The following is a 25732-nucleotide window of genomic DNA, read 5'->3' as shown; positions in this document are numbered from 1 at the left end:
ATTCCAAAGGACTCAGATCATGACCACTCCCACCGCACCCCCGACCATCAGCGCGACCACCGCTCCGATCCAGACGACGCAGCAGGGCCCGGCGATCACCGTGACCGGTCCGCTGCGCGAGCGCTACGACGAGATCCTCAGTCCCGAGGCGACCGCGTTCCTCACCGAGCTGCACCATCGCTTCGCCTCGCGCCGCCACGATCGGCTCGCCGACCGGATGCGCCGTCGGTTCGAGATCGGCAACGGCCACGACCCCCGATTCCGCGACGACACCGCGCACATCCGCCAGGATGCCGAGTGGCGCGTGGCCGGCGCAGGCCCCGGCCTCGAGGACCGCCGTGTCGAGATCACCGGTCCGACCGACCCGAAGATGACGATCAACGCTCTCAACTCGGGCGCTCGTGTCTGGCTCGCCGACCAGGAGGATGCGACCAGTCCCACGTGGAAGAACGTCATCGAGGGTCAGCTGTCCCTCCGCGACGCGATCCGCGGCGAGCTCTCCTTCACGGGCCCGTCGACCGAGTCGGGGCAGGGCAAGGAGTACCGCGTCACCGCCGAGCGCACGCCCACCATCGTGATGCGCCCCCGCGGATGGCACCTGCCGGAGAAGCACCTGCAGTTCACCGACCGGGCCGGGCGACGCACGGCGGCGTCCGGTTCGCTCGTGGACTTCGGCCTGTACTTCCTGCACAACGCGAAGGAGCTGATCGCGAACGGCCGCGGGCCCTACTTCTACATCGCGAAGCTGGAGTCGAGCGAAGAGGCGAAGCTGTGGGACGACGTGTTCTCGTTCAGCGAGGAGTACATCGGCATCCCGCATGGCACGATCCGTGCCACCGTGCTCATCGAGACGTTGCCCGCGGCGTTCGAGATGGATGAGATCCTGTACGAGCTGCGCGACCACTGCGCTGGCCTCAACGCCGGACGCTGGGACTACATCTTCTCGATCATCAAGAACTACCGCGGTCGCGGCGCGCGCTTCGTCCTCCCCGATCGCAGTGAGGTCACGATGACGGTGCCGTTCATGCGGGCCTACACCGAACTGCTCGTGCAGACCTGCCACAAGCGGGGCGCCTACGCGATCGGTGGCATGAGCGCATTCATCCCCAACCGTCGCGATCCCGAGGTCACGGCACGGGCATTCGAGAAGGTGTCGGCCGACAAGAAGCGCGAGGCCGGCGACGGTTTCGACGGCACCTGGGTGGCCCACCCCGATCTGATCCCCACGGCACAGGCGGAGTTCGACGCCGTGCTCGGCGAGCGACCGCACCAGGTCGATCGTCAGCGCCCCGAGGTCACGGTGACCGCGGCTCAGCTGCTCGACGTGCACATCGGCCGCCCGATCACGGCCCGCGGCGTGCGCGACAACGTCTCGGTGGCGATCCGCTATCTCGAGGCCTGGCTGCGGGGCCTCGGTGCGGTCGCCATCGACAATCTGATGGAGGATGCCGCCACAGCCGAGATCAGCCGCTCGCAGGTGTGGCAGTGGATCCACCAGGACCGCACCACCGAAGACGGCACGCCGATCACGGCCGAGTACATCGAGGGCCTGATCCGCGATGTGCTCGCACAGGCGACGCGATCGGCCGGCGACCGGTTCGACGACGCGGCGGAGATCTTCCGCGACGTCGCCCTGCAGGAGGAGTTCCCGGCGTTCCTGACGCTCGGCGCCTACAGCCGGTTCCTCGTCGACGAGGGCTGACTCGCACTGCACAGAAGCCCCTCGGATGCCGCGTTCCTGCATCCGAGGGGCTCCGCTGTTCGGCCCTGTGGACAACCGCGTTCGAGCGACTCGGCCCCGCCCTACGCTCGCGGGATGTCGACACCTGCGCCTCTCTCCGAACATGCTCTCCGCGTCCGCCGCTCCGCATCCCTGGGCCTCAGCGCCGCCTCGCTCGCACTCACCCTGCTGACCGCGATACCGCTCACCCTGGTCGTGTTCGGTTTTGAGGAGACCGCTGTCCTCCTTGTCCCCATCGAGCTCGTGCGTCCTATGCAGACCCTCGCGATCGCGACCGGCGCGGTCGGGCTCGTGCTCGGCGGGAACCTGCCTCGCACGGGTGTACCCCGACCGAGACTGCCCGTGCAACTGGGGGTGGCTGCGCTCCTCACCGTCGGCGCGTCCATGGTGCTGGTGGCGATGCCCGTGCTTCTCATGGTCGCCGCCCTGCTCGCCGGCTTCCTGACCATGTTCTGACCGGCGGCGCCTGTGATCACCGGCGGGCGTAGCCTGAGAACATGAGCGACGTCTGGTCCGACATCTCCGCTGAGTTCCTGCACCTCTACCCGCGGGGACGACGCCTGCTCGTCGTCGCGGGAGCGGATGCCGAGCGCTCACGCCACACGGCCGATGAGCTCACCGAGGCACTGACCGCCGCAGGCCAGCAGACCGTGCGCACGCACACCCCCGACGGCGATGAGCACGATCTTCGCTCCGACGTCATCGCCCCGTTCCGAGAGTCTCCCGACGATGGCGGCGTGCTCGTCGTCTCGGGTCCGCCCGCGCTGCTGAGTGACACCGCGCGCGGTCTCTGGAACTTCATCGTGTGGCAGCTCGCAGGAGACGAACCACCGCACGCGATCGCCTCGGCGCTGGTCGACGTGACCGACCCGGTGAACCCGACCCGGCGCTTCGCGGACTACTGCGCACTGCCTTCGTCGTTCGGCGCCTGAGAGTCGATTCGAGGGACGCCGAGGATCGCGACCGTAGCTCAGGTCAGCGGCGGTCGCGGCGTGCGGGCATCCGAGGCACCGAGAATCGACGTGGATCCGCTGTGCCCCGACACCCGTCAGTCGGAGGCCGGCACCGGCTAGCGGAACGAGGCCGCCACCGAGTTTCGGTGATAGTCGAACACGATGCTGGTCCTCGTCGAGGCGACGCTCGACTGCGCCGACAGGTGCTCGAGCACGAACTCGCGCATCTCCGACGAGTCGGCGACGGCGATGTGCAGCAGGAAATCGTCGTCTCCCCCGAGGAAGAACACCTGGATGACCTGCGGCAGTACCCGCACACGGTCGGCGAACTCGACGATGCTCTCCCTGCGCCCGCTCGGGCGCAGGGTCACACCGATGATCGCTTGCAGGCCCGCGCCGAGCATCCGCTCATCGACGCTCGCATGGAAGCCGCTGATCACGCCTCTGTCGACGAGTGCGCGCAGACGCGCGTGAGCCGTCGACGGGGCGACGCCGAGGTGGCCGGCGAGCTCGGCGTTCGTCATCCTGCCGTCAGCGCTCAGCAGCTGCACGATCCGCGCATCGATCGCATCGAGCGCCGGGGCCCGAAGGGTGTTCGACGGCGCGGCCTCAGACGATGTCTCCATGCGAACGATTATGCAGGATTCAACAAAGGAGCGAATGTTCTTCAGGCATTCTGTCGATCGACCGATGTTTCTGCGATTCTGAGATGTACCCACGCAACCGTCACTTGGAGGATCGATGAAGATCGGCGTGCCCACAGAGGTCAAGAACAACGAGAACCGCACAGCACTCACACCTGCGGGCGCCGACCGCCTGGTGCATGAGGGCCACCGCGTGCTCGTGCAGTCCGGTGCGGGCGTCGGTTCCGGCATCTCCGACGAGGCCTATCGTCTGGCCGGCGCTGAGATCGTCGCGACGGCCGAAGAGACCTGGGGCGAGGCCGAGCTGCTCATCAAGGTGAAGGAGCCGATCGCGCAGGAGTACGGCTTCCTGCGCCCGGACCTCACTCTCTTCACCTATCTGCACCTCGCGGCGGATCGCGCGCTGACCACTGCTCTCGTCGGCGCGGGAACCACCGCCGTCGCCTATGAGACCGTGCAGCTGCCCGATCGCAGCCTGCCACTGCTCGTGCCGATGAGTGAGATCGCCGGCCGCCTGTCGGTGACCATGGGCTCGTACTCCCTGATGCGGTCAGCGGGCGGGCGAGGCGTGCTGATGGGTGGAATCGCCGGCGCTCCCCGCGCCAACACCGTCGTGATCGGCGGCGGTGTCGCCGGCGAGCACGCGGCAGCCAACGCCCTCGGGCTCGGTTCTCAGGTGACCGTGATCGACATCTCGCTGCCCCGCCTCCGCGAGCTCGAGCACCGCTACGGCGGCGCTCTGCAGACCCGCGCGTCGAGCAGGTACGACATCGCGGAGGAGCTGGCGACGGCCGACCTCGTGATCGGCTCGGTGCTGATCCCCGGTGCCGCCGCGCCCAAGCTCGTCACCGACGACATGGTCGCGGCGATGAAGCCCGGATCGGTGCTCGTCGACATCGCGATCGACCAGGGCGGATGCTTCGAAGGGTCGCGTCCGACCACGCACGACGATCCCACCTTCGCCGTGCACGACTCGATCTACTACTGCGTAGCCAACATGCCGGGCGCCGTGCCCGAGACCGCCACCCGCGCCCTCACCAATGCCACACTCCCCTACGTCTCGGCCATCGCCGGTAAGGGGTGGGAGCGCGCGGCTGCAGACGACGCCGCACTCGCCAAGGGACTCAACGTGCAGGGCGGTCGCATCACATTGGATGCCGTCGCCCGCGCGCACGGCTTCGCCACGGCATGACTGCGTGACCAGCCAGCCGGGTGACACGGTGACCTGGCCGGCCGGCTGACCGGATGAGGTACGCGCGAAGGCCGGGGAGTCGAACTCCCCGGCCTTGCTCGCCGTCGGTCGTGTCTAGCGTCCGTGGTCGAAGCGGATGGTGTTCCGGAGCGCGCCGATCCCCTCGATCTCGGTCGTGAGCACGTCTCCGTCGCGAAGCCACCGCGGCTCCGGCATCCCGAGAGCCACACCTCCCGGTGTTCCGGTGAGGACGATGTCACCGGGGCGGAGGGCCGTGATCTGCGAGACATAGGCCACGAGGTCGGCCGCATCGAAGACGAGCGCCGCGGTGTCGGCATCCTGCACGAGCTCGTCATTCAGCGAACAGGTGATGCGCAGCCCGGCATTCGGATCGAGTTCGTCAGCGGTGACGATCCACGGCCCCACCGGGGTCGTCGCGTCGAACGCCTTGCCCTGCAACCACTGCAGCGTGCGCTGCTGCCAGTCCCGCATCGAGATGTCGTTCGACACCGCATATCCGAGGATCGCCGCCCTCGCCTGCTCACGATCGGCCCGGTGCACCTCAGCGCCGACGATGACCGCCAGCTCCGCTTCCCAGTCGAGCTTGCGTGTCTCGCGCACGACGATGTCGTCTGCGGGCCCGGTCAGAGTGTCTGCGAACTTCGCGAACAGAGTCGGGAACTCCGGCACCGGTCGTCCGGTCTCGACGATGTGGTCACGATAATTCAAGCCGCAGCAGAACACCTTCGCGGGCCGTGGCACCGGGTTGGCGAACTCGTGCGCGTCGACATCTGCCCTCGCCGGATGCCGCAGAGCATCCGCCGCGCGCCCGCGCCAGTCGGGGGCGGCGATCAGCTCCTGCACGTCGGACTCGTCCAGCAGCACCCATCCCGCCGCATCCCCCACCGCCGCGTGCGTGTCGCCGTCTCGACGCACCGTCGCGAGACGCATCAGGCGTCCTGCCCGCCCGACAGGTGCGCGACGCCCTGGATCTCGATCAGCGCCTCCGGCTGCCACAGCCGAGTCACGCCTATACCCGCCATCGCGGGATACTCGGTGCCGGCGAGCTCGCGCCAGCGCCTGCCGATCTCGCGACCGTTGCGCTGATAGTCGTCGACGTCGGTGAGGTAGATGGTGACGTCGACGAGGTCACGTGGTTCGCCGCCTGCCGCCGCGAGCGTGGTCAGCACGTTCGAGAACGCCTGGACGAACTGCTCCACGATGCCGCCCGGGACGATGTGCCCCTCGGCATCCATCGCCGTCTGACCGCCGAGATAGAGGAACTCCCCGGCTCGGACGCCGTGTGCGAATCCACTCGGCTTCACGAGCGACTCGGGGTTGATGATCTGCCGCGACATGTGCGGTCTCCTTAGTTTCGTTCTGTCTGAGTTGCTGGGGTCTGCGCGCGTCGATCGACGACCGGCTCAGCGAGCCAGGGCCTCGACCCCGGCGGGCCGCGGCGTCCACCGCCGATGAGCCGTGTCGGTGCTCTCGTCCGGCACATCGCGTACAAGCGCCAGGCGCGGGCGCACCGCATCGGTGCGCGAGGTCGGCGGCTTGCGGGATCCGGCGCGCAGCTGCGGCACCCACACGGCGCCAGGGCCGCGATACCCCTGATCGGCGGCCGCGTGCAGGGTCCATTGCGGATCCCACAGGTGGGTGCGACCGAGTGCGACCAGGTCGGCGCGGCCCGCCAGCAGGATCGAGTTGACGTCGTCGTGACTCGAGATGGCTCCGACTGCGATCACGGAGACGCCAGCCGCGGCTGCGACGCGGTTGCGGATCGCATCGGCGAACGGCGTCTGATAGCTGCGTCCGAACTGAGGTTTCTCGTGCGACGCGATCTGCCCCGACGACACGTCGATCGCGTCCGCGCCGTGCTCGATGAAGGCGCGAGCGATCTCGACGGAGTCGTCGATCGTGTTCCCGCCGTCGATCCAGTCCTCGGCGGAGAGCCGCACGGTCAACGGCAGATCCTCCGGCCAGGCGGCGCGCATGGCGTCGAACACCTCGAGCGGGTAGCGCAGGCGGTTCTCGAGGGAACCGCCGTACTCGTCGGTCCGCCGGTTCGAGATCGGAGAGAGGAACGACGAGATGAGGTATCCGTGCGCTGCGTGCAGCTCGACCAGATCAAAGCCCGCGGCGGCTGCACGTCTGGTCGCCGCCACGAACTCCTCGCGGATCGCGGTCATGGTCGCGCGATCGATCTCATCGGGCACCTGGTTCGTCGGCCCATACGGAAGAGGTGACGGCGCCACGGTCTTCCAGTTGCCCTGATCGAGCGGCTGGTCGATCCCGTCCCACATCCGGCGGGTGGAGCCCTTGCGTCCGGAGTGCCCGATCTGTACGCCGATCCTCGCCGTCGAGTTGCCGTGCACGTAGCCGACGATGCGCCGCCAAGCGTCCGCCTGGGTATCCGAGTACAGCCCCGCGCACCCCGGAGTGATACGCCCTTCGGACGACACGCACACCATCTCGGTCATCACGAGCCCGGCACCGCCCATCGCCTTCGAGCCCAGGTGCGCCAGGTGGAAGTCGCCCGGCACTCCCTCGACCGACGAGTACATGTCCATGGGCGAGACCACGATGCGGTTCTTGAGCTCGAGTCGTCCGATGCGATGGGGGCGGAACATCGCCGGCTCGTCGGCCTCGCGACTCGCCAGCGGCGCACCGCGCACGATCTCGGTCGCGAAGTCGGGATCTCGCACCGCCAGGTTGTCTAGCGTGATGCGCCTGCTGCGCGTGAGCAGGTTGAAGGCGAACTGCAGGGGCTCCTGATCGGCGTACTGCCCGATCCTCTCGAACCACTCGAGCGAGGCCTGCGCAGCGCGCTGGGTCGACGCGACGACAGGACGACGCTCGGTCTCGTAAGCGACGAGAGCCTCGTCGAGCGAGACGTGCTCGTGCACGCATGCGGCGAGCGCGAGAGCATCCTCCATCGCCAGCTTCGTCCCGGACCCGATCGAGAAGTGCGCGGTGTGCGCCGCGTCGCCCAGGATCACGAGATTCTCATGGTGCCAATGCTCATTGCGCACCGTGGTGAAGTTGAGCCACTTGGAGTTGTTCGTCAGCACCTCATGACCGTCGAGCACGTCGGCGAAGATCTCTCGGATCCGGTCGACCGAATACTGATCGCTGATGCCGGGAGGGAACACCTCGCCCTCGGTGGCGTCGAAGCCGGCAGCGCGCCACACGTCCTCGTGCATCTCGATCAGGAACGTGCTGCCTCCGTCGGAATACGGGTACCCATGCAGCTGCATGATGCCGTGCGGTGTGTGCAGCACGGCGAACGTGAACGCCTCGAACACCCTGTCGGTGCCGAGCCACATGTACTTCGAGACGCGACGATCGAGATCAGGGCCGAAGCGTTCGGCGAACTGTCCTCGCACGAGAGAGTTCACACCGTCGGCCGCGAGCACGAGGTCGTACTCGGCCATGAGCTCGGCGGCGTCCGGGGCCGGTGCACGGAAGCGGATGTCGACACCGAGCTCGAGACTGCGCTGCTGGAGGAGCTGCAGCAGCTCCTTGCGTCCCATCGCTGCGAACCCCTGCCCTCCGACGGTGTGCGTCACGCCGCCGAACGTGATGTCGATGTCGGTCCACCGCGCGAACTGCTCACCCATCCGCGCGGCGATGACCGGGTCGGCGTTCTCGATCCCACCGAGGGTCTCATCGCTGAAGACCACGCCGAATCCGAAGGTGTCGTCCGGGGCATTGCGCTCCCACACGGTGATCTCGTGGGCGGCGTCGAGCTGCTTCATGAGGGAGGCGAAGTAGAGGCCTCCGGGCCCTCCGCCGATGACGGCTACGCGCATGTCAGACTCCTTGAGTGTGTGATACTGCGAGGTCGGCCGCGGCGGCCGCTCGTTCGCGAAGGATGAAGTGCTGCACCTTGCCGCTGGGGTTGCGGGGCAGCTCGGTGAGATAGTCGACGCGGCGAGGGCACTTGTACACCGCGAGATGTGCTTTGACGTGGTCGAGGATGCGGGCCGTGAGGGCGTCCGAGGGCACGACGCCCTCGCGAGGCACCACGAAGGCGGCGACGATCATGCCCCGTTCCGGGTCGAGGCACCCGATGACCGCGCACTCCAGCACGTCATCATGGCTGAGGACGACCTCTTCGACCTCGGGCGCCCCGACGTTGTAGCCGGCGGTGACGATCATCGAGTCGTTGCGAGCCTGGAAGGTGAAGTATCCGTCTTCGTCCTGCACGAACGTGTCGCCGGTGATGTTCCAGCCGTCGCGCACGTAGACCTGCTGCCGCTCATCGTCGAGGTAGCGGCATCCCGTCGGGCCGATCACGGCGAGCCTCCCCGGCTCGCCCGCACCCAGCTCGTGACCGTCCTCATCGAGGATGGTCGCGCGATAGCCCGGCACGGGCCGTCCCGTCGCACCGGGCCGGATGTCGTCGCCGGACGCCGATATGAAGACGTGCAGCATCTCGGTCGCGCCGATGCCGTTGACCAGCCGGAGTCCGCTGGCGGCCTCGACGGCCTCGAAGGTCGAGATCGTGAGGTGCTCGCCCGCCGCGATCCCGAGGCGCAGCCGGCGGAGCTCGCCCGCGAGCCCCTCTTTGATGATGCTCCGATATCCGGTGGGTGCGGTGTAGAGCACCGTGATTCCCAGGGGCTCGATGAGGTTCGCGAGCTCGATCGGTGTGGCCCGTTCCGCGAGCACCATCGCACCGCCCGTCCGCAGCGGGAACACCACGTTGCCACCGAGTCCGAAGGTGAAGGCGAGTGGCGCGGTGCTCGCGCTCACGTCATCCGCGGTCAGATGCAGCACGTGCCGCGCGAAGGTGTCGGCGTTGGCGAGGATGTCGCGGTGGAAGTGCATCGTGATCTTCGGCACTCCTGTCGTACCGCTCGTGGCGCCGAGGAGTGCGACATCGTCGGCGGCGGTGTCGACCGCCGTGAACACGCCTCGCTTGGAGTCGCATGCCCGCAGGAGTTCGTCGCGCTCACCGCCCGCGACGACGATGACCGGTGGCGCCTCCATCTCGGCGAACGCGATCTCGGCGTCGTCGATGCCTCGGTGGTCGATGACCGCCAGACGGGGCTGCACGCGGTGCGCGATGGCACTCAGCTCTCTCGCCTTCCATGCCACCATCGTGGTGACGACGATCATCCCGGCCTTCAGCGCGCCGAGCCAGCACACCACGGTCCACGGGCCGTTGAGCATGCGGAGCAGAACTCGGTTCCCCGGTACCAGACCGAGATCCTCGGTGAGCACCTGGGCGAACTGGTCGGCACGCCGGCGGAGCTCGCCGTAGCTCCAGGTCGATCCGTCGACGAGCAGGATCGCCGTGCGGTCCGCACCGAGGTCGTCTATCGTCCGGTCCAGGAGCTCGACGGCCGCATTCATGCGTTCCGGGTACACGACGTCGGGAATCGTGAATTCGAGGGTGGGCCAGAGGTGGGCAGGAGGCAGCGCATCGCGTGCGAACGTGTCGATGTGCGCTGAGGGGGAAAGCGTCATTGCCGGTCCCTTCGGGAGAGGAGATGGAGGTCAGAGCGGACGACCCGGGCGGATCATCCCCTCCTGTGCGACGGTCGCCACGAGGCGTCCGTCGCGGGTGTAGAACCGGCCGAGACCGAGGCCGCGGGCGTCGGAGATCCCCGCACTCTCCTGCGCGTAGAGCAGCCACTCGTCGGCGCGCGCAGGCGAGTGGAACCACATCGCATGGTCGAGGCTGGCCGTGACGAGGCCTTCGGTGCGCCACGGAAGACCGAGGACGCGCAGCATCGGTTCGAGGATCGTGTAGTCGCACACGTAGGCCACCGCGAGCTGGTGGGTTCGGGGGTCGTCGTCGAGCCGATCGAAGGAGCGCACCCACACCGCCTGGTGCGGCGCGCGGTCGCCCTCGATCTCGATGTAGACGGTCCCCGGGACATGCCGCAGGTCGAAGCTGCGACCGTGCGACCAGTAGTCGATGTCGTCGCCTTCGAACCCCGCGAGCACGTCGGCGGTTGAGCGCAGCTGCTCGGGCAGGGGTACCTCCGGCATCGGCGGAGCATGGTCGGGAAATGATTCGGGGACGTGGAAGGATGCCGTCGCCATGAACGCGAGCTTGCCGTGCTGATGGCCACGGACGTGCCTGGTCGAGAAACCCCGGCCGTCACGGATCACCTCGACCTCGTAGCGCACCGGCCTCGTGACATCGACACCGCGCAGGAAGGTGCTGTGCACGGAATGCAGCGCCCGATCGTCGCCGACGGTGCGGAGTGCGGCCGCGATGCTCTGTGCGACGGTGTCTCCTCCGTAGGCCTTGGGCCACGGGACCGGCTGCGGCTGCGCGTCGAACGCCCGACCCGTCTGCGTCGTCACCTCGGTGAGGGCGATGGCGCGGAGGAAGGCGGCAGAGGTGCTCATACGCGCCGGAAGCCGTCGAGCGTGGAGTCGTCGACGTCGTCGAGATTGACGACGATGTTGTCAGGAGTGCGGGTGGTCAGCCAGACGAGCTCGTCGGTCACAGACATGTTGGCCTCGACGTGCGGCATGAACGGCGGCACGAACACCCAGTCGCCTGCGGTCATGTCGAGGTGCTCGCGGTACCCCTCGCCGAAGTAGATGCGGGCGGTGCCTCGGAGGACGTACCCTCCCGTCTCAGCCTCGCCGTGGTGGTGCGGCAGTGATCGGTAGCCGGGATCATTGGACACCTGGCCGAACCAGATCTTCGTCGCCTCGGTGTGCTGCGGTCCGACTCCGGAGACGCGGACGCAGCCGCCCGACGACATCGTCTGCGTGTCCTCTTCGCCGCCGCGGGTGACCTGAGGGATCCGGTCCCAGCGCAGTTCGTGCTCGGTCATGAAAGCTCCTTCGCTCCGTGTCGAAGAAGTGTCACACACGTGACGATCGTCACGCAAGTGCGATAGCGATATGCCGCGTCAGGTCATCACGGAACTGACGAAGCGCTCCGCATCCGGCTCCAGTCGCCGATGCAGGTCGGCGAACAGGCCGCCGGCCTCCGCCCCGACCCAGCGCTCCGGAAGCAGCTCCAGGGGCAGCCCGGGATCGAGATACACCAGACGCCGCCATTGCGTGATCGCTCGGACATGGGCGGCGAACGCGGCCCCCTGGTCGATCTCCCCGGGCACGTCGCCGAACGCGTCGACGAATCCGCGATAGAGCGGTTCCATCCCCTCGAGATCCCACCACTCCCCCACGGCTTTCTCGAGCGGATCCGACGAGACGCGCGAACCGAGGAAGAGCTCCACATAGCCGTCGAGGCCGGCTCGGCGGAGCGCCGTCTCCGTTTCGTCGGCGATCAGCCCGGGCGCGATCCAGAGTCCGCCGCTCACCTGCCCGAACCCCAGCCGCTGCAGGATCCTGCGAAGCTGGTGCCGCAGCGGGCGCTCGCTCTCAGGAATACTGAACGACGCCAGCAGCCACGGATCGGCGGGCTCCGCTCTCCGCGATGCGAAGATGCGCCTGTCACCCGCGGAGAACACGCCCTCGAGCGAGGACGAGAGTCGATACGCGCCACCCCCCTCACTCACGAGGATCCCTCGTCGCTTCAGCCGCGACACCGAAGACCGTACGACGCCGGGATCGAGTCCCAGCGCGGACATCATCTCGATGAGGGCCGCGATGCGGATCTCGCCTCCGTGGGCACGGACGTAACGCCCGAACACCGTCACGATGAGATGCTGCGGTCGGACGCCGCCCTCCGACATGAGGTCGTCCGCATCCACCGCATCATGACCCGCGCTCATGAGCACTCAGCGTACCGGTCACGTCGGCCTCGACCGGGATCGGCGCTCATGCCGGGGCCGTGCCGACGGCATGTTCGAAGATGAGCTGGGTCTGCGACTGGCCGAGGTCCGGATGCGCTCCGATGTGCGCCCGGATGAACTCGCGCAGCGCGGGCACGTCGGCCATCGCGACATGGATCACGACATCCCGATCGCCGCCGAGGAGGAAGACCTGCTGCACGCCGGGGATCGCCTGCATGAGCGGAATGAGCTCGGTGACCTGGCTGCGCGCATGATCGAGCACCGCCACCGAGATCAGCGCACTGATCGCGGCGCCCGCCGCCTGAGGATCGACGACCGCGCGATACCCGCGGATGACGCCGGCATCCTCGAGCATCCGCACTCGTCCGTGGCACGTCGACGGCGCGAGCCCCACGCGGACCGCGAGCTCCTTGTTCGACAGCCGTCCGTCCTGCGACAGCTCGCGGAGGATCCGCCTGTCGGCGTCGGTCACAATGAACGTCATCGTTCACCTTTCAGTCCAGCAGTGCTTTTTCGAATCAGATTCGAGAAACAGTGAATTCGTCGAATCATCTTCACGACTGTGCCATTCCGATCGAATCCTTGCAAGACTCGCGTCGCGCTGGGGCGATGCCTCGCCGCGGCTCCCCCTCCCATCCGCACGCAATGACGCTGAAGGACGACCATGGCTGAATTCTCTGACATCCAGACCCGAGAGATCGGGCTGCAGAAGTCACTCACCGCACGGCAGCTCGGAATGATCGCCCTCGGTGGGGCGATCGGCACCGGCCTCTTCCTCGGCAGCAGGTTCGCGATCGGCTTCGCCGGTCCGAGTGTGATCGTGAGCTATCTGATCGGTGGCATGATCGCGCTGCTGCTGATGGCGGGTCTCGCGGAGATGACCGTGCAGCACCCGACATCCGGCTCCTTCGGCGCGTACGCGGAGCACTACATCGGACCGCTCGCCGGTTTCCTGGTGCGTTACATGTACTGGGGCTGCATCGTGCTCGCCGTGGGCACCGAGGTGACGGCGGTGGGCGAATACATGCAGTTGTGGTTCCCCGGCATCCCGCCGTGGATCTGGGTCGTGCTGTTCGGCGGGGCGCTGATAGCATCGAGATGATCGCGGTCGCGGCCGGCGAAGCCGCAGAACCCGAGAAGGCGGTCAAGAAGGCGTTCAAGGTCACGGCGTTCCGCCTCTTGATCTTCTACATCCTCACGCTCTCCCTGATCGTCTCCATCGCCCCCGTCTCCGAGATCCTCGAGGGATCCAGCCCCTTCGTGACGGTCATGCAGGTCATCGGCATCCCGTTCGCCGACTCGGTGCTCAACTTCGTGGTGATCATCGCGGCACTGTCGGCCATGAACAGCCAGCTGTACATCTCGACGCGAATGATGTTCTCGCTGTCGAGAGCCGGTGAAGCGCCCCGGATGCTCGGCAAGGTGGCCAAGAACGGCGCTCCGTTGAACGCTCTCCTCCTCTCGACCGGCGGCATCGCCGTCGCGACGGTGATCTATGTGCTCAACCCGACCGAGGCCTTCACGATGATGTTCGCCATCTCGATGTTCGGCGCCCTCTTCACCTGGTTCATGATCTTCGTGACGCACGTCGCGTTCCGCCGCCATCTTGCGACACGTGGAGAGAAGCCCAAGTACGCGGTGTGGGGGTCGCGCATCGGGGCGGTCATCGGCGCCGTGCTGATGGTCGCCATCGCCGTCTCGACCGCGCTGACCGAGGAGTTCCGGGCGACGCTGCCCTTCGGCATCCCGTGTCTCGTGATCGCGATCATCGCCTTCTTCTTCGTACAGAGGCGCCGGCGGGCGACCGCTGGGACCGAGACGCAGACCGGAACCACGACAGCGGCTGTGAAGAACAGCGAATCTTGACGGCATCCGCCCCGTCACCGGGACGGTCGACCCGGGTACGCTCGTACTCGTGACCGAACGCGCTCCTCTCTCTCGCAAGCTGTCCGCCATCGCCGAATCGGCGACCCTCAAGGTCGATGCCAAGGCAAAGGCCCTCAAGGCAGAAGGCAAGCCCGTCATCTCGTATGCCGCGGGCGAGCCCGACTTCGCGACGCCGCAGTTCATCGTGGACGCCGCAGCCGAGGCGCTGGCGGATCCGGCGAGCTACCGCTACACGCCCGCGCCCGGCCTTCCTGCGCTTCGGGAGGCGATCGCCGCGAAGACTCTTCGCGACTCGGGTCTCGAGATCTCCCCCAGCCAGGTCATCGTCACCAACGGCGGCAAGCAGTCGGTGTATCAGGCCTTCCAGGCCGTGGTGAACCCGGGCGACGAGGTGCTGCTGCCCGCGCCCTACTGGACCACCTACCCCGAGGCGATCCGTCTCGCCGACGGAACTCCGGTCGAGGTCTTCGCCGGCGCCGACCAGGACTACAAGGTCACCGTCGAGCAGCTCGAGGCCGCTCGTACCGAGCGCACGACCGTGCTGGTGTTCGTCTCGCCCTCCAACCCGACCGGCTCCGTGTACACCGCCGAAGAGACCGCGGCCATCGGCGAATGGGCGCTCGAGCACGGCATCTGGGTGATCTCGGACGAGATCTACCAGAATCTCACCTACGAGGGCGTCAAGGCGACCTCCATCGTCGAGGCCGTCCCGGCTCTCGCGGGCCAGACGATCCTCGTTAACGGCGTCGCGAAGACCTACGCGATGACCGGATGGCGTGTGGGCTGGATGGTCGGCCCCGCGGATGCCATCAAGATCGCCGGCAACCTGCAGTCGCACCTCTCGAGCAACGTCAACAACATCGCCCAGAAGGCCGCGATCGCAGCCCTCAACGGCCCCCAGACCGAGGCCGAGCAGTTCCGCGAGGCCTTCGACCGCCGACGCCGCCTGATCGTGTCGGAGCTGTCGAAGATCGACGGCCTCGTCGTGCCGAACCCCCTCGGCGCGTTCTACGTGTACCCGGATGTGCAGGGCCTGCTCGGCCGCACCTGGGGCGGCATGACACCGTCCACTTCGCTCGAGCTCGCCGACCTCATCCTCGACCAGGCCGAGGTCGCGGTCGTCCCCGGTGAGGCGTTCGGCCCGTCCGGATACCTCCGCATGTCGTACGCGCTCGGCGACGAGCAGTTGCTCGAGGGCGTGCAGCGCCTGCAGCGACTGTTCAGCTGACCTGCGTTTCGTCTCGCTCCGCTCGCTCGACGACCAGGGTCGGAGGCACCCCGGTCGTTGAGCGAGGAGCGCAGCGACGAGACTATACGACCGGTCACTCCTCGTCGTGGAAGCCCATGAGCCAGCGGATGCCGTAGCGATCGACGAGAGTGCCGTCGTAGTCGCCCCACGGTCTCTTCTGCAGGGCATCGATGACTCGACCCTCCAGGGACAGCTGATCGAACCAGCTGGTCAGGGTCGACGCGTCGGCCGTGCCGAGCAGCGAGAGGAACATGCCACTCATCTGCACGGCATCGTCGTCGGCTCCGGCGTCGGCACCTGCCAGCTCGACCGGGCCGGACAGCTGTCCGTGCGCGATCGCATCGCCCGGGCCGTCGTGACGACCGGCCTGCGAGTAGTCGAGCAGCTGCAGATCGCCGCCGAAGACGGAGCGGTAGTGCTCCAGGGCCTCGGCCGCGTTTCCCGGGAACAGCAGGTAAGGGATCAGTCCGCTCATGCCGCGAGTGTACGGCGAACGGGCGACGTTGTCAGTCGGCGCGACCTCGTCGGTCAGGGCGAGGCCGTCAGTCGGGGACGCTGCTGCGATAGCGCCGCGGCTTGCCCTCGCCGAGGTCGATGAGACGTTCCACCCGGTGCAGCTCGACCGGCATCCCGAGCAGCGCCTCGAGAGCCGTGCGGATGCCTGCCTCATCGCCGCCCGCGATCGCCGCGCGCACCCGCCCGTCGTCGCCCTGATCGATCGACCACCCCAGCGCACCACGGGCCTGCAGCTGCTGCGTCAGCTCGACGCACGGCACGAGGGTGCCGTCGGCCGCGCGGAAGCGCGTGTTGTCACGTCCTTCGAGGTCGACGATGCCGAACGCGCCGTCGTCGAGGCTGACAAGCCGGCCGAAGTCGCCGGTGCGGTACCGCACCAGCGGCAGCAACGGGTTCTCCCCCGCGGTCACCACGATCTCTCCCATGACCCCCGGGGGCACGGCGACGTCGCGGCGAGGGGCGAGGACCTCGACGTGCACTCGCCGGTCGAGGATCCGGAACGGCCCGTCATCGGTGCGCGCGGCGATCGGGCGCGCCTCGTGCAGACCGTACACGTCGATCACCGGGCAGCCGAACGCCACTTCGAGGCGCGCACGCAGCGGCGAGGAGAGTGCCATGGCACCCGAGAAAATCACGGCAGGGTGCAGTACGGCGTCGAGTCCGGCATCCAGCAACTCGGCGAGGCTCGTCGGATGCCCGCTCAGGATCTGCGGATCGGCCTCCCCGAGGAATCGGGCGCGTGCGTCGATGTCGTCCCAGGCGGAGGGATGCAGGTTCAGTCGCGCCATGGCGCGATGCGCGAAGCTCGAGATCACTGACACGTAGGTGAACGCCTGCCGTTGGAAGACGAGGTTCGCCACCGCCATCCGTTCGCCGTCGGCGGCGACCACGGCCCCGGCGGATGCGGCGAGCGCGACGAGCAGGTGGAAGCCGCGCGCGACCTCCTCGACGTCGTCGGGGATGAGCAGCGCCGCTCCGGTGGAGCCCGAGCTCGTGCCGTGCAGCATGCGTGAGAGGTCCGCATCCAGCGGCACGAACGCAGCGAGATCGTCGACGAGGTCGGCTCGCGTGATCGTCGGGAAGTCCTCGAGCGCAGCGTCCTCCGGCATCCCCCGATAGCGCAGCGTGCGTCGCGCGGCCACGAGATGTTCGCGGAGCCAGTCTTCGGTGGAGAGCGGATGCCGCACCCGCTCTGCCTGCTCGGCGGTGAGGCGATCACCGGTCGCGTGGGTCCACTGCGGGGCATCCGGATGCGAACGCCAGCGCGCGAGTCTCGCCACTCCCCCGGCGTCGATGGTCGGCCAGCGCTCTGCGTCGGTGAGCACGGCAGCCTCTCCCGGCGTGTACTCGGCGAGGGTCAGCGCACCACGGAGGTCAGGATCACTCACTGGAGTACCGCGCCGCCGCCTCCTTGCGGCGGGCCTCTTCGAGTTTGCGGGCGATGTCGGCCCGGTGCCTGTGGCCCTCGTACGCCTCGGCGAGCGCCCGGTCGCGGGCCAGCGAGTCGCAGGCGGCGAGAAGGGAGGCGGCGGTCGCCGCATCCTCCCCCGCGGGGAGGAAGCCGCACCAGAGCAGGAACGTGCGAGCGGCCTCGGTGCGCCGCTCGTCGTCGGAGGTCCATTCCGCGGGGTCGGCGACCGGGGCGACGCGCAGCGCGAGCGCATCGACGGCGAGGGCGGCCCATCCGGTCGAGAGTGCCGGATCGAGCGACTCAATGAGACCTTCGCTCGCGACGAGCCACAGTCCGACCGCGGCCCCCTGACGCACACGAGGGTCGTCCTCGAACCCGGCGGCGACGATCTGACCACCCAGGACGTCTCCCGCCAGGGCACGCAATGAGATCCGCTCATCGAGGAACTCCTGGGGCACGCGGGAGATACGAGCAGCGACCGAATCGAGCGAGGGTCCTGGTCTCGTGCGGGCCCAGGCCTCGGGCTCTCCTCCCGAGCGCTCGCTCCACGCGGCGAGGAGTGCCTCGGTGTCAGCCATGCAGAGCCTCCGCCAGGGCCGCGCACGCTGCGGGAGCGTCGGCCATCGTCTGCAGATACACCACGTCGTAGCCGTCGCGCTCGGCGAGCTGCGCGACCTGGTGTCTACGGTCCATGAGCACGAGCGTACCGGTCGTGAGAACCTCTCGAACGGTGCGAGCGACGCCCTGGTACGGCTCGTTGCCGACACCGAACATCGACACCAGTCCGTCGTCGGAGAGCACCACCACATGCCGCTGGTCGTCTTCGTCCGCTGGCGGGAGCCCCGCGTACCTGGTGGCGTAGAGGTCGAGCGGGAACGATGTCGATCTGCCGAAGAACAGCGAGATCGCGGCGATGATCTCGGCGGGGTCGCGGCCGAATCGCGGCATCCCCGCCACCTCACCCGTGCCCGAGAAGCTCGTGACCCTGACCCGTCCTCCGCCGCGCAGGATCGACAGCGCGAGAATCGTGCCGGCGAGCACGGCGGGCGAGCCGTTGCGCGGATGGACCATGGATCCTGACGAGTCGATGTAGAGGTCGAGCTCGAGGCTGGTCTCGCGAACGATCGGCTCGTCGTCGAGCTCCGAGCGCCGGCGGGTCGTGACCCCGGGGATCACGGTGCCCCCGCGCAACGTCAGCGGCCAGTCGAGGTCGGCCAGTGCGTCTCCCACCTCCCACAGTTCCACGGGACCGGGGATGCCGCCGGTCGGCGTCGACGGAGCCGGTCGTGTGTACGGACGCACCCATGCGGCCGCTTCGTTGCGGTACCAGGCGGCGAGCACGGCGTCCTCGCCGCTCTCGCGGTACAGCGCGAGAGTGCGCGCGATCGTCAGACGCTGTCTGTCCTTCTTCGCTCCATCGTCGGTCGTGTCCTCCGGGTCGTCCTGTCCGTCGGGATCCCGCACCATGCCGGGGTGTCGCGGCAGATCGCCGCGCAGGCGCTGATCGGCGAGGATGCGGCCGAGCTCGTCTGCCGTGGCAGGGGCGTCGTCGACACCGCATCCGGCGAGCGGCTCGCCGGCACCGCTCTCCGCCGCCCCCGCCTGCTCGGCGAGATAGGGGGCCGCGATCACCCCGAACAGCGCGGCACCCGAAACGGGGTCGGTCGCGAACGAGCGCACGGCATCCGCGACGAGAGCGGCGTCGACGGCCGGGTTCGTCGCCGTCGCCCCGGCAAGCTCTGCCGCCACCCGCTCGCGTTCGGCCTGGGCTGCACGCAGTGCGCGTTCCTTCTCGCGGTGCTTCTCGGGGATCTGACTGAGCGGCACGAGGGTCGTCCGCACACGCGCACGTTCCGGTCGGGGCGGAGCCTCGAGTGGGCACAGGGTGCCTGCCGGCAGCTGCCAGAGCAGTTCGTACGCGCGGCAGTACACCCACCACAGCCGATCGGCGCTGCCCGTCGGCGCCGGATAGAGCGCGAGGCCGAGCCGGACGATGCCGAGATCTCGGGTGGCGGTGGGCGCGCCGGTCTGCTCCGCCCGCTGCAGCTGGGCGACGCGTGTGTTCACGAGCAGATCGCTCCACAGATTCGACAGCCTCCGCGCCCCGTCCCCCGCATCCACGCGCGCCGTGGCGGCGGTGATCGCGCGCGCCATCTGGTGGTCGATCTTGAGCGAGTTGATGCGGGTGCTCGGCGCCAGCACGTGGTGTCCGATCTCGTGGGCGAACATGCTCCACAGCTCGTCGGCGAGCCCGTGATCGGCGAGATAGCGGGGGTCGACGGTCACCGACGGAGGGAACGAGAACCACGCGGGGGCACCGTGCGTCGCCGCCGCCCCCGGACGGACGACCGGGTCGTCGAGCCGCACCCGCCACAGGGCGAGCGCCCGCTCCCACGCCGATCGGGCGTCGTCGGTGAGCGGAACCCGATCGGGGAGGGCCGTCACCCCTGCTCCCGCACGTGCACCCAGGCCAGGTGAGTATCCGGTCCGATCACGATGGTCACCCGGTCGTCGCGCGGTTCAGCCGTCGACGGTCGCTCGGAAAGCAGCGAGAGCCGCGTGCCCCACACGTCACTGTCGAGACGCCACCAGGCGCCGGCGACGAGGAAGGCGAAGGCACCGTCATCCGGCAGTGGCTCGACGCGCTCAGGAGGACGGATCCACGCACCTCCGAGGCCGCGGAAGCCTCCTGTGGCGAGCACGTAGCCACGCTGGTCGGCACGGCCGGGCCACCAGAAGCGGTCGCTCCGCTGCCGACGCCGGAACTCGTCGAGCACGTCTACGCCGACGCCGAGGGCCGCGGCCGCCGACACCCGCTGCTCTGCGGAGTCGAGAGCGTCGAGCCTGGTGAGCGCATCGGCGCGCAGCCCGAGCGCGCCCGCACGCCACGCGGCGATCGCGACGAGGTCGAGCGCGAGATCGCGGTCGGTGAGGGACGCCGGGTCGTGCTCGACCCCCGCGGCGAGCGCGCGTCCGAACAGCAGCGGATCGCCGTGGGCACCCCGCACCGATTCCGCCGCGAGCGCCACATCGAGCCCCGCCGCCGAGAGATCGGGAAGCTCGGCGGGCGGGAACGGCGCCGAGACGTTCGCCAACTGCACCGGGACGCGGTTCACCCGCGCAGCTCCTGCCAGCGTACGTAGGCCGTGTAACGCTGATGCAGGTACTTCAACGCGATGACGTCGTCGAAGTCGCGACCGTACAGCTTGCCGACCGTGGCGATCCGGCGCAGCTGCGCCTCGACCGCGGTGATTCGACGAGAGGCCTCGAGTGCCGGCAGGCCGTCGAGGCCTCGGTCGAATTCCCTGAGGAGCGTGGCCACCTCGTCGTCGGTGTCTCGTCCGAGCGCGTCGTACTGTCGGCACGACTGGGCGAACAGGTCGGCCAGCCAGCTGACGGTGTCGGTGCTGAGCTCACGCTCGGCGCCGACGTCGAACCGCGGATGCGTGGCGTTGGGCAGCAGCTTGCCACGGAGCACGAACGGCAGGACTGCGGCGACGTCGTCGAGTTCGACGGCGTCCACGCCCCGGAACCAGGCCATGGCTTTGGCGTACATGATGAGCGTCTGCAGAGCGCGCACCGAGAGTCCGTTGCGGGTCTGCGCACCGAGATCGACCTCGAGATCGGCACCGCTGTTCGCCTCGATGACCTCGCCGACGCGTCCGCCCGCCGTCGTCACGACGTCCTTGGTGCGGTACTCGAAGCGGCGCCCGCCGTGCTGCACGAACTCGAAATGGCTGAGGAAGAACCGCAGGCGCTCGCGCACGGCATCGGGTATGGGCATCGCGCGGATCTGCGCGCGCATCTCGTGCTGCTGCGCCGCGTCGAACGCGAGTTCGGCGGGCACGTGCTCCTCGGGCTTCTCGCCCGCCTCGACCCGGGTGATCAGCTCGTCGAAGAACCGGCTGTTGAACCCGGCCGCCTGCACGGTGACGTCCATGCGGTCGCGCAGCGCCTGGATGACGGGGAAGGTTCCGCCGCCCGCGTCGTCGTTCGCGGTGAAGAACCAGCTCTCCACTCCCCCGTCCGGTGCGGTGCGGCGCATCTGGTCGTGGCTCTCGACGTAGCCCTCTGCGACCATCGTCAGGAGCGCCGACTGGGTCTTGGTGGGAATGCGGTTGTACTCGTCGATGATCTTGACGGGAAGCCCCAGCCAGTCGCGCCAGGCGATGCGGATGTCGGCGAGCCGCTCTGCTCCGACGAGATCGCGCGGCAACGGGATGCCGACGAGATCGCTGACCGTGAGCTGCGGCTGCCCCTGCTGTACGGCGCGCCTGACATCCGCAGACGAGGTGCCCGCGAGCACCCCCATGAGCACGGCGACGGTGGTCTTGCCCCGACCGGGTCCGCCGATCAGCAGGCATCTGCCACCCACCGCGAACGTGAGCAGCGGCACGAGGACGTTGGACGAGAACGACGCCTGGGTCGGCAGCGATACAGCCGCCCCGGCATCTCCCAGCCCGATCGAGAGCGGCTCTCCGTGTGAGAACTCCATGTCGTAGTAGGGCGAGATCACCGCTCGATTGACGATCCAGTAGTAGACCTGACGGAGCTTCTCGTCGAGCGGCACCGCGGCCCGTGCAGCCGGCCGGAACAGGTCCTCGGCGGTCAGCGCATCGACGCCGTGTCCGCTGCCGGGGTTCGTGGGCGAGGCGGAGACTCTGTTCCAGCGGTCGGGCATGCGATCATCCTAACGATGTCGATCGGGCGTGCTGCTGGAGCGCGCGCTGCTCGTCGAGCGGCCGTGCCTCGAGCGGAACGGCGAAGCTCAGGTGCTCGGCGAGCAGGGGCTCGAGAGCGGATGCCGCGGCCTCGACCCGTGTCGGAACATCGCCACGCACCTCGAGCCAGGGCACGTCCTGCACTGCCAGCACATCGCGGAACCGCTGCTGCATGCCATGGCGGATGTGCTCGCCGTCGCGCATGCCGTCCTGCTCGAACGGGATCTCGTCACCCGTGAGGACGTAGAGCAACGGCGGATGCGCGGCGGCGGCCTCGTTCAGGCGCGCGGCCGTCGAACCGACGTAGCGCTCGTGCCACAGCGCTGTCGCGAGCACATCGGTGTCGCAGACCAGCACCGGCACCGGCACCTCCCGCAGAGCGCGCTGTTCGAGAGCGACCTGTCGATCGACGATCAGGTCGAACTCGTCACTCCGCCACGGGGATTCGAGGCCGCCCTCACGGATCTCGGAGTGCTCGCGGCCGTACTCCGGCACCCACAGTGTTCCCAGCCTGTCGGCCAGCGCCGCAGCGAGAGTCGTGGATCCGGTGGACTCCGCCCCCAGCACCACGACCCGGGCGGTCAGCCAGGACCGCACCGCCGGCGCGAGCTCATGCCAGTTGCCGGCGACATCGGCGCGGATGGCGGTGCCTGAGACGGGATTGATGCGTCGCCCCTCATCGATGCGCACCCAGCGGGCATCCAGTCGCCTCGCCAGTTCGCCCCCGTACGCGTCGCACGAGAACACGGTGTCGACGGGTTCGTCGAGCAGCGAGGCGATCAGCGCCATGTGCTCGTCCCACGCTGCTTCCGACTCGAAGTCGACCGGGGCGTCGTCCATCGCGGCGACCACTCGCACGCCGGGGTGCGACTCTCGGATCCAGTCGGCGCGCACCTCGAGCGGAATCGACTCGATCGAGGCGCCGAGCACCTGGACGGTGACCCGGTCACTCGCCCGCTGCGCCTGACGGATGAGATGCGAATGCCCGCTGTGGAAAGGGTAGAACTTGCCGAGCACCAGTCCGTGACCGCTCATGCCCGTCGCCTCATGCCCGGGCGGGAGCGGACGTCGTGCCCGCTGCCGCGGCATCGCGATCGGCGCCTGCAGCCCGACGCCACGAGCGGTATCCGATCACGCAGAGCCCGATGAAGAGGGCGTAGAGCGCGGAGATGACCCACAGACCTGCGACGATCGAGAGGCCGACGAAGGCGATGTCGACGCCGATCCAGACGAACCAGTTCTCGATCCATTTGCGGTTGAGCATGTACTGAGCAACCAGGCTCGCGGCGGTCGTCGCAGCATCCGGGATCGCCACCTGCGAGTCGGTGAACGTCGTGAGCACCCACACCAGTACGGCAGCGCCCGCGATCGCAGCGAGCACCAGCCACGGCCATGCTCGGCGCGGGGTGTTCACGACGTACGTGCGGCTCTGCTCGGCGCCGTGCGTCCAGCGCCACCAGCCATGCAGGCCCATCAGCAGATAGACGACCTGCAGCACAGCCGTGGCATAGAGCCCCGCGCCGATGAAGACGACGAACAGCACCACGTTGTTGGCGATGCCGATCGGGTAGTTCCAGACGTTCCGACGCCCGGCGAGCCACACGCAGACCGCACCCGTGACGAAACCGAGAACCTGAGGCCACTCGGCCTGGAGCCATTCGAGCACGGGGCTCCTACAGTTCGACGCCGAGCAGCACGGGCTCCGGCTGCAGCACCAGACCGAACTCGGCGTGCACGCGGCTCTGTATGAAGCGCGCGAGCTCCGAGACCTCGGCGGCGGTCGCGCCGCCGCGGTTGGTCAGCGCCAGGGCGTGCTTGGTCGAGACGGACGCACGCGACCGAGGCAGCTTGAAGCCCTTGCGGATCCCGGCCTGCTCGATCAGCCACGCGGCGCTCACCTTGACGTCCGGGGCCTCGGTCTTCACCGGCGGCACGAATCCGTCGTACGACGCGAGCGGGATCACCGTCACGGCATCGAGGTCGGGGGCCACGGGCCAGCGAGGGCACTCGGGCGGCAGCGCGCGGGCCACGGCATCGGGCACGATCGCGTTCTGGAAGAACGAGCCGACGCCATGAGTGTCCCGGTCGTGCTCGTCGAGCAGCATGCCCTTCGATGCGCGGGTGGCGAGAATGCGCTCCCGCACCCATGCGAGGGGCACCGGAGCATCCGAGTCGAGTGCGAGAGCCCGACGCAGCTGTTCGCCGCGGACGACACGCTCTCCCGCCACGACCAGATCGACCGTCACCGACAGGATGACGGCTGGTCGCTCAGGCACACTGCCGTAGTGATGCTTGAGCACGGACGTTCGGAAGCCGAGACCCAGATCGGCGGCGGACACCACGGATACCTCGCCCGTCGCCTCGTCGATCAGCTCGACCTCGACGAGGGTCTCCTGGATCTCCTGGCCGTAGGCGCCGATGTTCTGCACGGGAGCCGCGCCGACGGTGCCGGGGATGCCGCTCATGGCCTCGAGACCGGCATAGCCGTGCTCGACGGCGTAGGCGACGAGGTCGTCCCAGCCGTGGCCCGCCTGCACGCGCAGTCTGACCCGACCTGCGTGCGGAGAGGGGAGCTCTTCGATGCCGCGAGTCAGGACGCGGATCACCGTGCCCTCGAACGGCTCGTCGCCGATGAACAGGTTGGAGCCTCCGCCGAGGACGAACCACTCCTCGCCGCGGGACCACACGTCGGTGAGGGCGTCGACGAGCTCGGCCGTGGTCGAGGCCGCGAGCATCCGCTCGGGCGCTCCCCCGGTGTGGAGCGTCGTCAGCGTCGAGAGCTGCACCGGCTCGATCTCGTGCACCACGCGGTCACCCATCAGGAGGCGATGCGCAGCTGCGCCTTGACCAGCACGGTCGTCTCGTCGAACGTGACCTTGAGATCGATCCTCGTCGACGTCTCGTCGACCGCTCCGACGGTGGCGACCACGTGCAGATCGGCTCCCTCGCTCGGGTCGACGACGACGGGCTTCGTGAAGCGCACGCCGTAGTCGAGGATCTGAGCGCCGGGCTCGAGAGCTGCGACGACCACGGACGAGGCGATGCCCATCGTGAGCATGCCGTGCGCGAGGACACCGGGCAGTCCCACCGAGGCGGCGATGTCGTCACGGTAGTGGATCGGGTTGAAGTCGCCGGAGGCACCGGCGTACCGGACGAGCGACTCCCGCGTGAGGTGGACGGTGCGCTCTGCGACGACGTCTCCGACAGCGAACGGCATCACGCGGCTCCTTCTTCGGCGCCGACCAGCAGCACGCTGGTGGCGGTGACGACGTGCTCGCCTGCAGCATCCGTGATCTCGGCGGCGCTCGTGATCATGGCGTTGCCGCCCATCATGCGAATGCCGGTGACGCTGAGTCGCCCGACGAGCTCGTCGCCCGCGACGATCGGCCGGGAGTACGAGAACTTCTGCTCGGCGTGGATCGTTCGTGCGAGGACGATGCCCGAATCCGGTTCGGCGAGCAGCTGCTGAAGCGTGTGATCCTGGATCACCATCGCGAAGGTCGGGGGCGCCACGACATCGTCGAAGCCCGCTGCACGAGCGGCCTCGACGTCGGTGTGCTGAGGGGCGTCGGCGAAGACGGCGCGCGCGAACTCGCGCACCTTCTCACGGCCGACGAGGTAGGGGGCGGTCGGGGGGAACTCACGACCGACAAGCTCTTGGTTCACTGCCACCCCTCGATCC

27 protein-coding genes are annotated in these 25732 nt (G+C 68.5%); 7 read left to right on the top strand and 20 right to left on the bottom strand.

Translation table 11 applies throughout. The annotated features are described in order from the left end of the window. Positions 1-19: 19 nt before the first annotated feature. The 3 genes from aceB (at position 20) to ACQ4LY_RS10175 (ending at position 2673) form a co-directional block, all read left to right on the top strand. Positions 20-1702, top strand: coding sequence for a malate synthase A (aceB, locus tag ACQ4LY_RS10185; protein WP_431071127.1), 1683 nt, complete (start codon positions 20-22; stop codon positions 1700-1702). A gap of 114 nt (positions 1703-1816) precedes the next feature. Further along, positions 1817-2197 carry a hypothetical protein gene (locus ACQ4LY_RS10180; RefSeq protein WP_431071125.1) on the top strand — a complete coding sequence of 127 codons (381 nt, stop codon included), beginning with the start codon at positions 1817-1819 and terminating at the stop codon, positions 2195-2197. Between the two features lie 41 nt (positions 2198-2238). Continuing rightward, a complete protein-coding gene (locus tag ACQ4LY_RS10175; protein ID WP_431071123.1) occupies positions 2239-2673 on the top strand; it encodes a hypothetical protein in 435 nt (144 codons plus the stop codon). A 137-nt stretch (positions 2674-2810) separates the two neighbouring features. Here ACQ4LY_RS10175 and ACQ4LY_RS10170 read toward each other — a convergent pair whose 3' ends face one another. Next, positions 2811-3320 (bottom strand): Lrp/AsnC family transcriptional regulator, encoded by a 510-nt coding sequence (locus ACQ4LY_RS10170; RefSeq protein WP_431071121.1) that lies wholly within the window; start codon positions 3318-3320, stop codon positions 2811-2813. A 115-nt stretch (positions 3321-3435) separates the two neighbouring features. Here ACQ4LY_RS10170 and ald point away from each other — a divergent pair, with 115 nt between their 5' ends. After that, the gene (gene ald / locus ACQ4LY_RS10165) at positions 3436-4530 is read left to right on the top strand and encodes an alanine dehydrogenase (protein WP_431071119.1); all 1095 of its coding nucleotides are present in this window, start codon (positions 3436-3438) and stop codon (positions 4528-4530) included. A gap of 114 nt (positions 4531-4644) precedes the next feature. Here the strand turns inward: ald and ACQ4LY_RS10160 are convergent, their stop codons facing one another. The 8 genes from ACQ4LY_RS10160 to ACQ4LY_RS10125 form a co-directional block, all read right to left on the bottom strand. Beyond that, complete coding sequence (locus ACQ4LY_RS10160; RefSeq protein WP_431071117.1) at positions 4645-5481, bottom strand: fumarylacetoacetate hydrolase family protein; 837 nt, start codon at positions 5479-5481, stop codon at positions 4645-4647. Continuing rightward, positions 5481-5888: a RidA family protein gene (locus ACQ4LY_RS10155; RefSeq protein ID WP_431071115.1), complete on the bottom strand. Its 408-nt coding sequence runs from the start codon at positions 5886-5888 to the stop codon at positions 5481-5483. The genes ACQ4LY_RS10160 and ACQ4LY_RS10155 overlap by 1 nt, the downstream gene beginning before the upstream one ends. Positions 5889-5954: 66 nt before the next feature. Then, positions 5955-8345, bottom strand: coding sequence for a bifunctional salicylyl-CoA 5-hydroxylase/oxidoreductase (locus tag ACQ4LY_RS10150; RefSeq protein ID WP_431071113.1), 2391 nt, complete (start codon positions 8343-8345; stop codon positions 5955-5957). Position 8346: 1 nt separating this feature from the next. After that, positions 8347-10008, bottom strand: coding sequence for an AMP-binding protein (locus tag ACQ4LY_RS10145; protein WP_431071111.1), 1662 nt, complete (start codon positions 10006-10008; stop codon positions 8347-8349). A gap of 30 nt (positions 10009-10038) precedes the next feature. Beyond that, a complete protein-coding gene (locus tag ACQ4LY_RS10140) occupies positions 10039-10902 on the bottom strand; it encodes an acyl-CoA thioesterase (RefSeq protein WP_431071109.1) in 864 nt (287 codons plus the stop codon). Further along, on the bottom strand, positions 10899-11339 hold the full coding sequence (locus ACQ4LY_RS10135; protein ID WP_431071107.1) for a cupin domain-containing protein: 441 nt from the start codon (positions 11337-11339) through the stop codon (positions 10899-10901). Before ACQ4LY_RS10135 ends, ACQ4LY_RS10140 begins: the two co-directional genes overlap by 4 nt. Before the next feature lie 78 nt (positions 11340-11417). Next, positions 11418-12245, bottom strand: a complete 828-nt coding sequence (locus ACQ4LY_RS10130) for a PaaX family transcriptional regulator (RefSeq protein WP_431071105.1) — start codon at positions 12243-12245, stop codon at positions 11418-11420. A 46-nt stretch (positions 12246-12291) separates the two neighbouring features. After that, a complete protein-coding gene (locus ACQ4LY_RS10125) occupies positions 12292-12750 on the bottom strand; it encodes an Lrp/AsnC family transcriptional regulator (RefSeq protein ID WP_431071103.1) in 459 nt (152 codons plus the stop codon). A gap of 180 nt (positions 12751-12930) precedes the next feature. Between ACQ4LY_RS10125 and ACQ4LY_RS10120 the strand changes: the two genes are divergently transcribed. The 3 genes from ACQ4LY_RS10120 to ACQ4LY_RS10110 are packed head-to-tail and all read left to right on the top strand — an operon-like array spanning position 12931 to position 15381. Beyond that, on the top strand, positions 12931-13368 hold the full coding sequence (locus ACQ4LY_RS10120) for an amino acid permease (RefSeq protein ID WP_431071101.1): 438 nt from the start codon (positions 12931-12933) through the stop codon (positions 13366-13368). Continuing rightward, positions 13365-14132 (top strand): amino acid permease, encoded by a 768-nt coding sequence (locus ACQ4LY_RS10115; protein ID WP_431071099.1) that lies wholly within the window; start codon positions 13365-13367, stop codon positions 14130-14132. Before ACQ4LY_RS10120 ends, ACQ4LY_RS10115 begins: the two co-directional genes overlap by 4 nt. 49 nt (positions 14133-14181) lie before the next feature. Further along, entirely contained in the window at positions 14182-15381 is a 1200-nt protein-coding gene (locus ACQ4LY_RS10110; protein ID WP_431071097.1) for a pyridoxal phosphate-dependent aminotransferase, read from the top strand. Between the two features lie 94 nt (positions 15382-15475). On the opposite strand, the gene ACQ4LY_RS10105 is transcribed toward ACQ4LY_RS10110, so the two are convergent. The 11 genes from ACQ4LY_RS10105 to ACQ4LY_RS10055 form a co-directional block, all read right to left on the bottom strand. Next, entirely contained in the window at positions 15476-15877 is a 402-nt protein-coding gene (locus ACQ4LY_RS10105) for a VOC family protein (protein WP_431071095.1), read from the bottom strand. Between the two features lie 67 nt (positions 15878-15944). Continuing rightward, positions 15945-17306 (bottom strand): CoF synthetase, encoded by a 1362-nt coding sequence (locus tag ACQ4LY_RS10100; protein ID WP_431071093.1) that lies wholly within the window; start codon positions 17304-17306, stop codon positions 15945-15947. Further along, a complete protein-coding gene (locus tag ACQ4LY_RS10095) occupies positions 17299-17907 on the bottom strand; it encodes a phosphohydrolase (RefSeq protein ID WP_431071091.1) in 609 nt (202 codons plus the stop codon). The genes ACQ4LY_RS10100 and ACQ4LY_RS10095 overlap by 8 nt, the downstream gene beginning before the upstream one ends. Further along, positions 17900-19774, bottom strand: coding sequence for a VWA domain-containing protein (locus tag ACQ4LY_RS10090; protein WP_431071089.1), 1875 nt, complete (start codon positions 19772-19774; stop codon positions 17900-17902). Before ACQ4LY_RS10090 ends, ACQ4LY_RS10095 begins: the two co-directional genes overlap by 8 nt. Further along, entirely contained in the window at positions 19771-20445 is a 675-nt protein-coding gene (locus ACQ4LY_RS10085) for a potassium transporter Kef (RefSeq protein WP_431071087.1), read from the bottom strand. The genes ACQ4LY_RS10090 and ACQ4LY_RS10085 overlap by 4 nt, the downstream gene beginning before the upstream one ends. Further along, positions 20442-22010: an AAA family ATPase gene (locus ACQ4LY_RS10080; RefSeq protein WP_431071085.1), complete on the bottom strand. Its 1569-nt coding sequence runs from the start codon at positions 22008-22010 to the stop codon at positions 20442-20444. The genes ACQ4LY_RS10085 and ACQ4LY_RS10080 overlap by 4 nt, the downstream gene beginning before the upstream one ends. Before the next feature lie 4 nt (positions 22011-22014). Beyond that, positions 22015-23085 carry an AAA family ATPase gene (locus ACQ4LY_RS10075; RefSeq protein ID WP_431071083.1) on the bottom strand — a complete coding sequence of 357 codons (1071 nt, stop codon included), beginning with the start codon at positions 23083-23085 and terminating at the stop codon, positions 22015-22017. Positions 23086-23095: 10 nt separating this feature from the next. Next, the gene (pnuC, locus tag ACQ4LY_RS10070; protein ID WP_431071081.1) at positions 23096-23716 is read right to left on the bottom strand and encodes a nicotinamide riboside transporter PnuC; all 621 of its coding nucleotides are present in this window, start codon (positions 23714-23716) and stop codon (positions 23096-23098) included. Between the two features lie 7 nt (positions 23717-23723). Beyond that, positions 23724-24854 (bottom strand): UDP-N-acetylmuramate dehydrogenase, encoded by a 1131-nt coding sequence (locus ACQ4LY_RS10065; protein WP_431075666.1) that lies wholly within the window; start codon positions 24852-24854, stop codon positions 23724-23726. Between the two features lie 14 nt (positions 24855-24868). Further along, positions 24869-25267, bottom strand: coding sequence for a MaoC/PaaZ C-terminal domain-containing protein (locus ACQ4LY_RS10060; RefSeq protein WP_431071079.1), 399 nt, complete (start codon positions 25265-25267; stop codon positions 24869-24871). Further along, positions 25267-25722: an FAS1-like dehydratase domain-containing protein gene (locus tag ACQ4LY_RS10055; RefSeq protein ID WP_431071077.1), complete on the bottom strand. Its 456-nt coding sequence runs from the start codon at positions 25720-25722 to the stop codon at positions 25267-25269. The genes ACQ4LY_RS10060 and ACQ4LY_RS10055 overlap by 1 nt, the downstream gene beginning before the upstream one ends. Positions 25723-25732: the final 10 nt, after the last annotated feature.

Origin of the sequence: Microbacterium phyllosphaerae (assembly GCF_050628115.1) — a bacterium.
Taxonomy (GTDB): domain Bacteria; phylum Actinomycetota; class Actinomycetes; order Actinomycetales; family Microbacteriaceae; genus Microbacterium; species Microbacterium phyllosphaerae_A.
The sequence above is the reverse complement of the archived record's forward strand: the minus strand, read 5'-3'. Positions and strand labels throughout refer to the sequence as shown.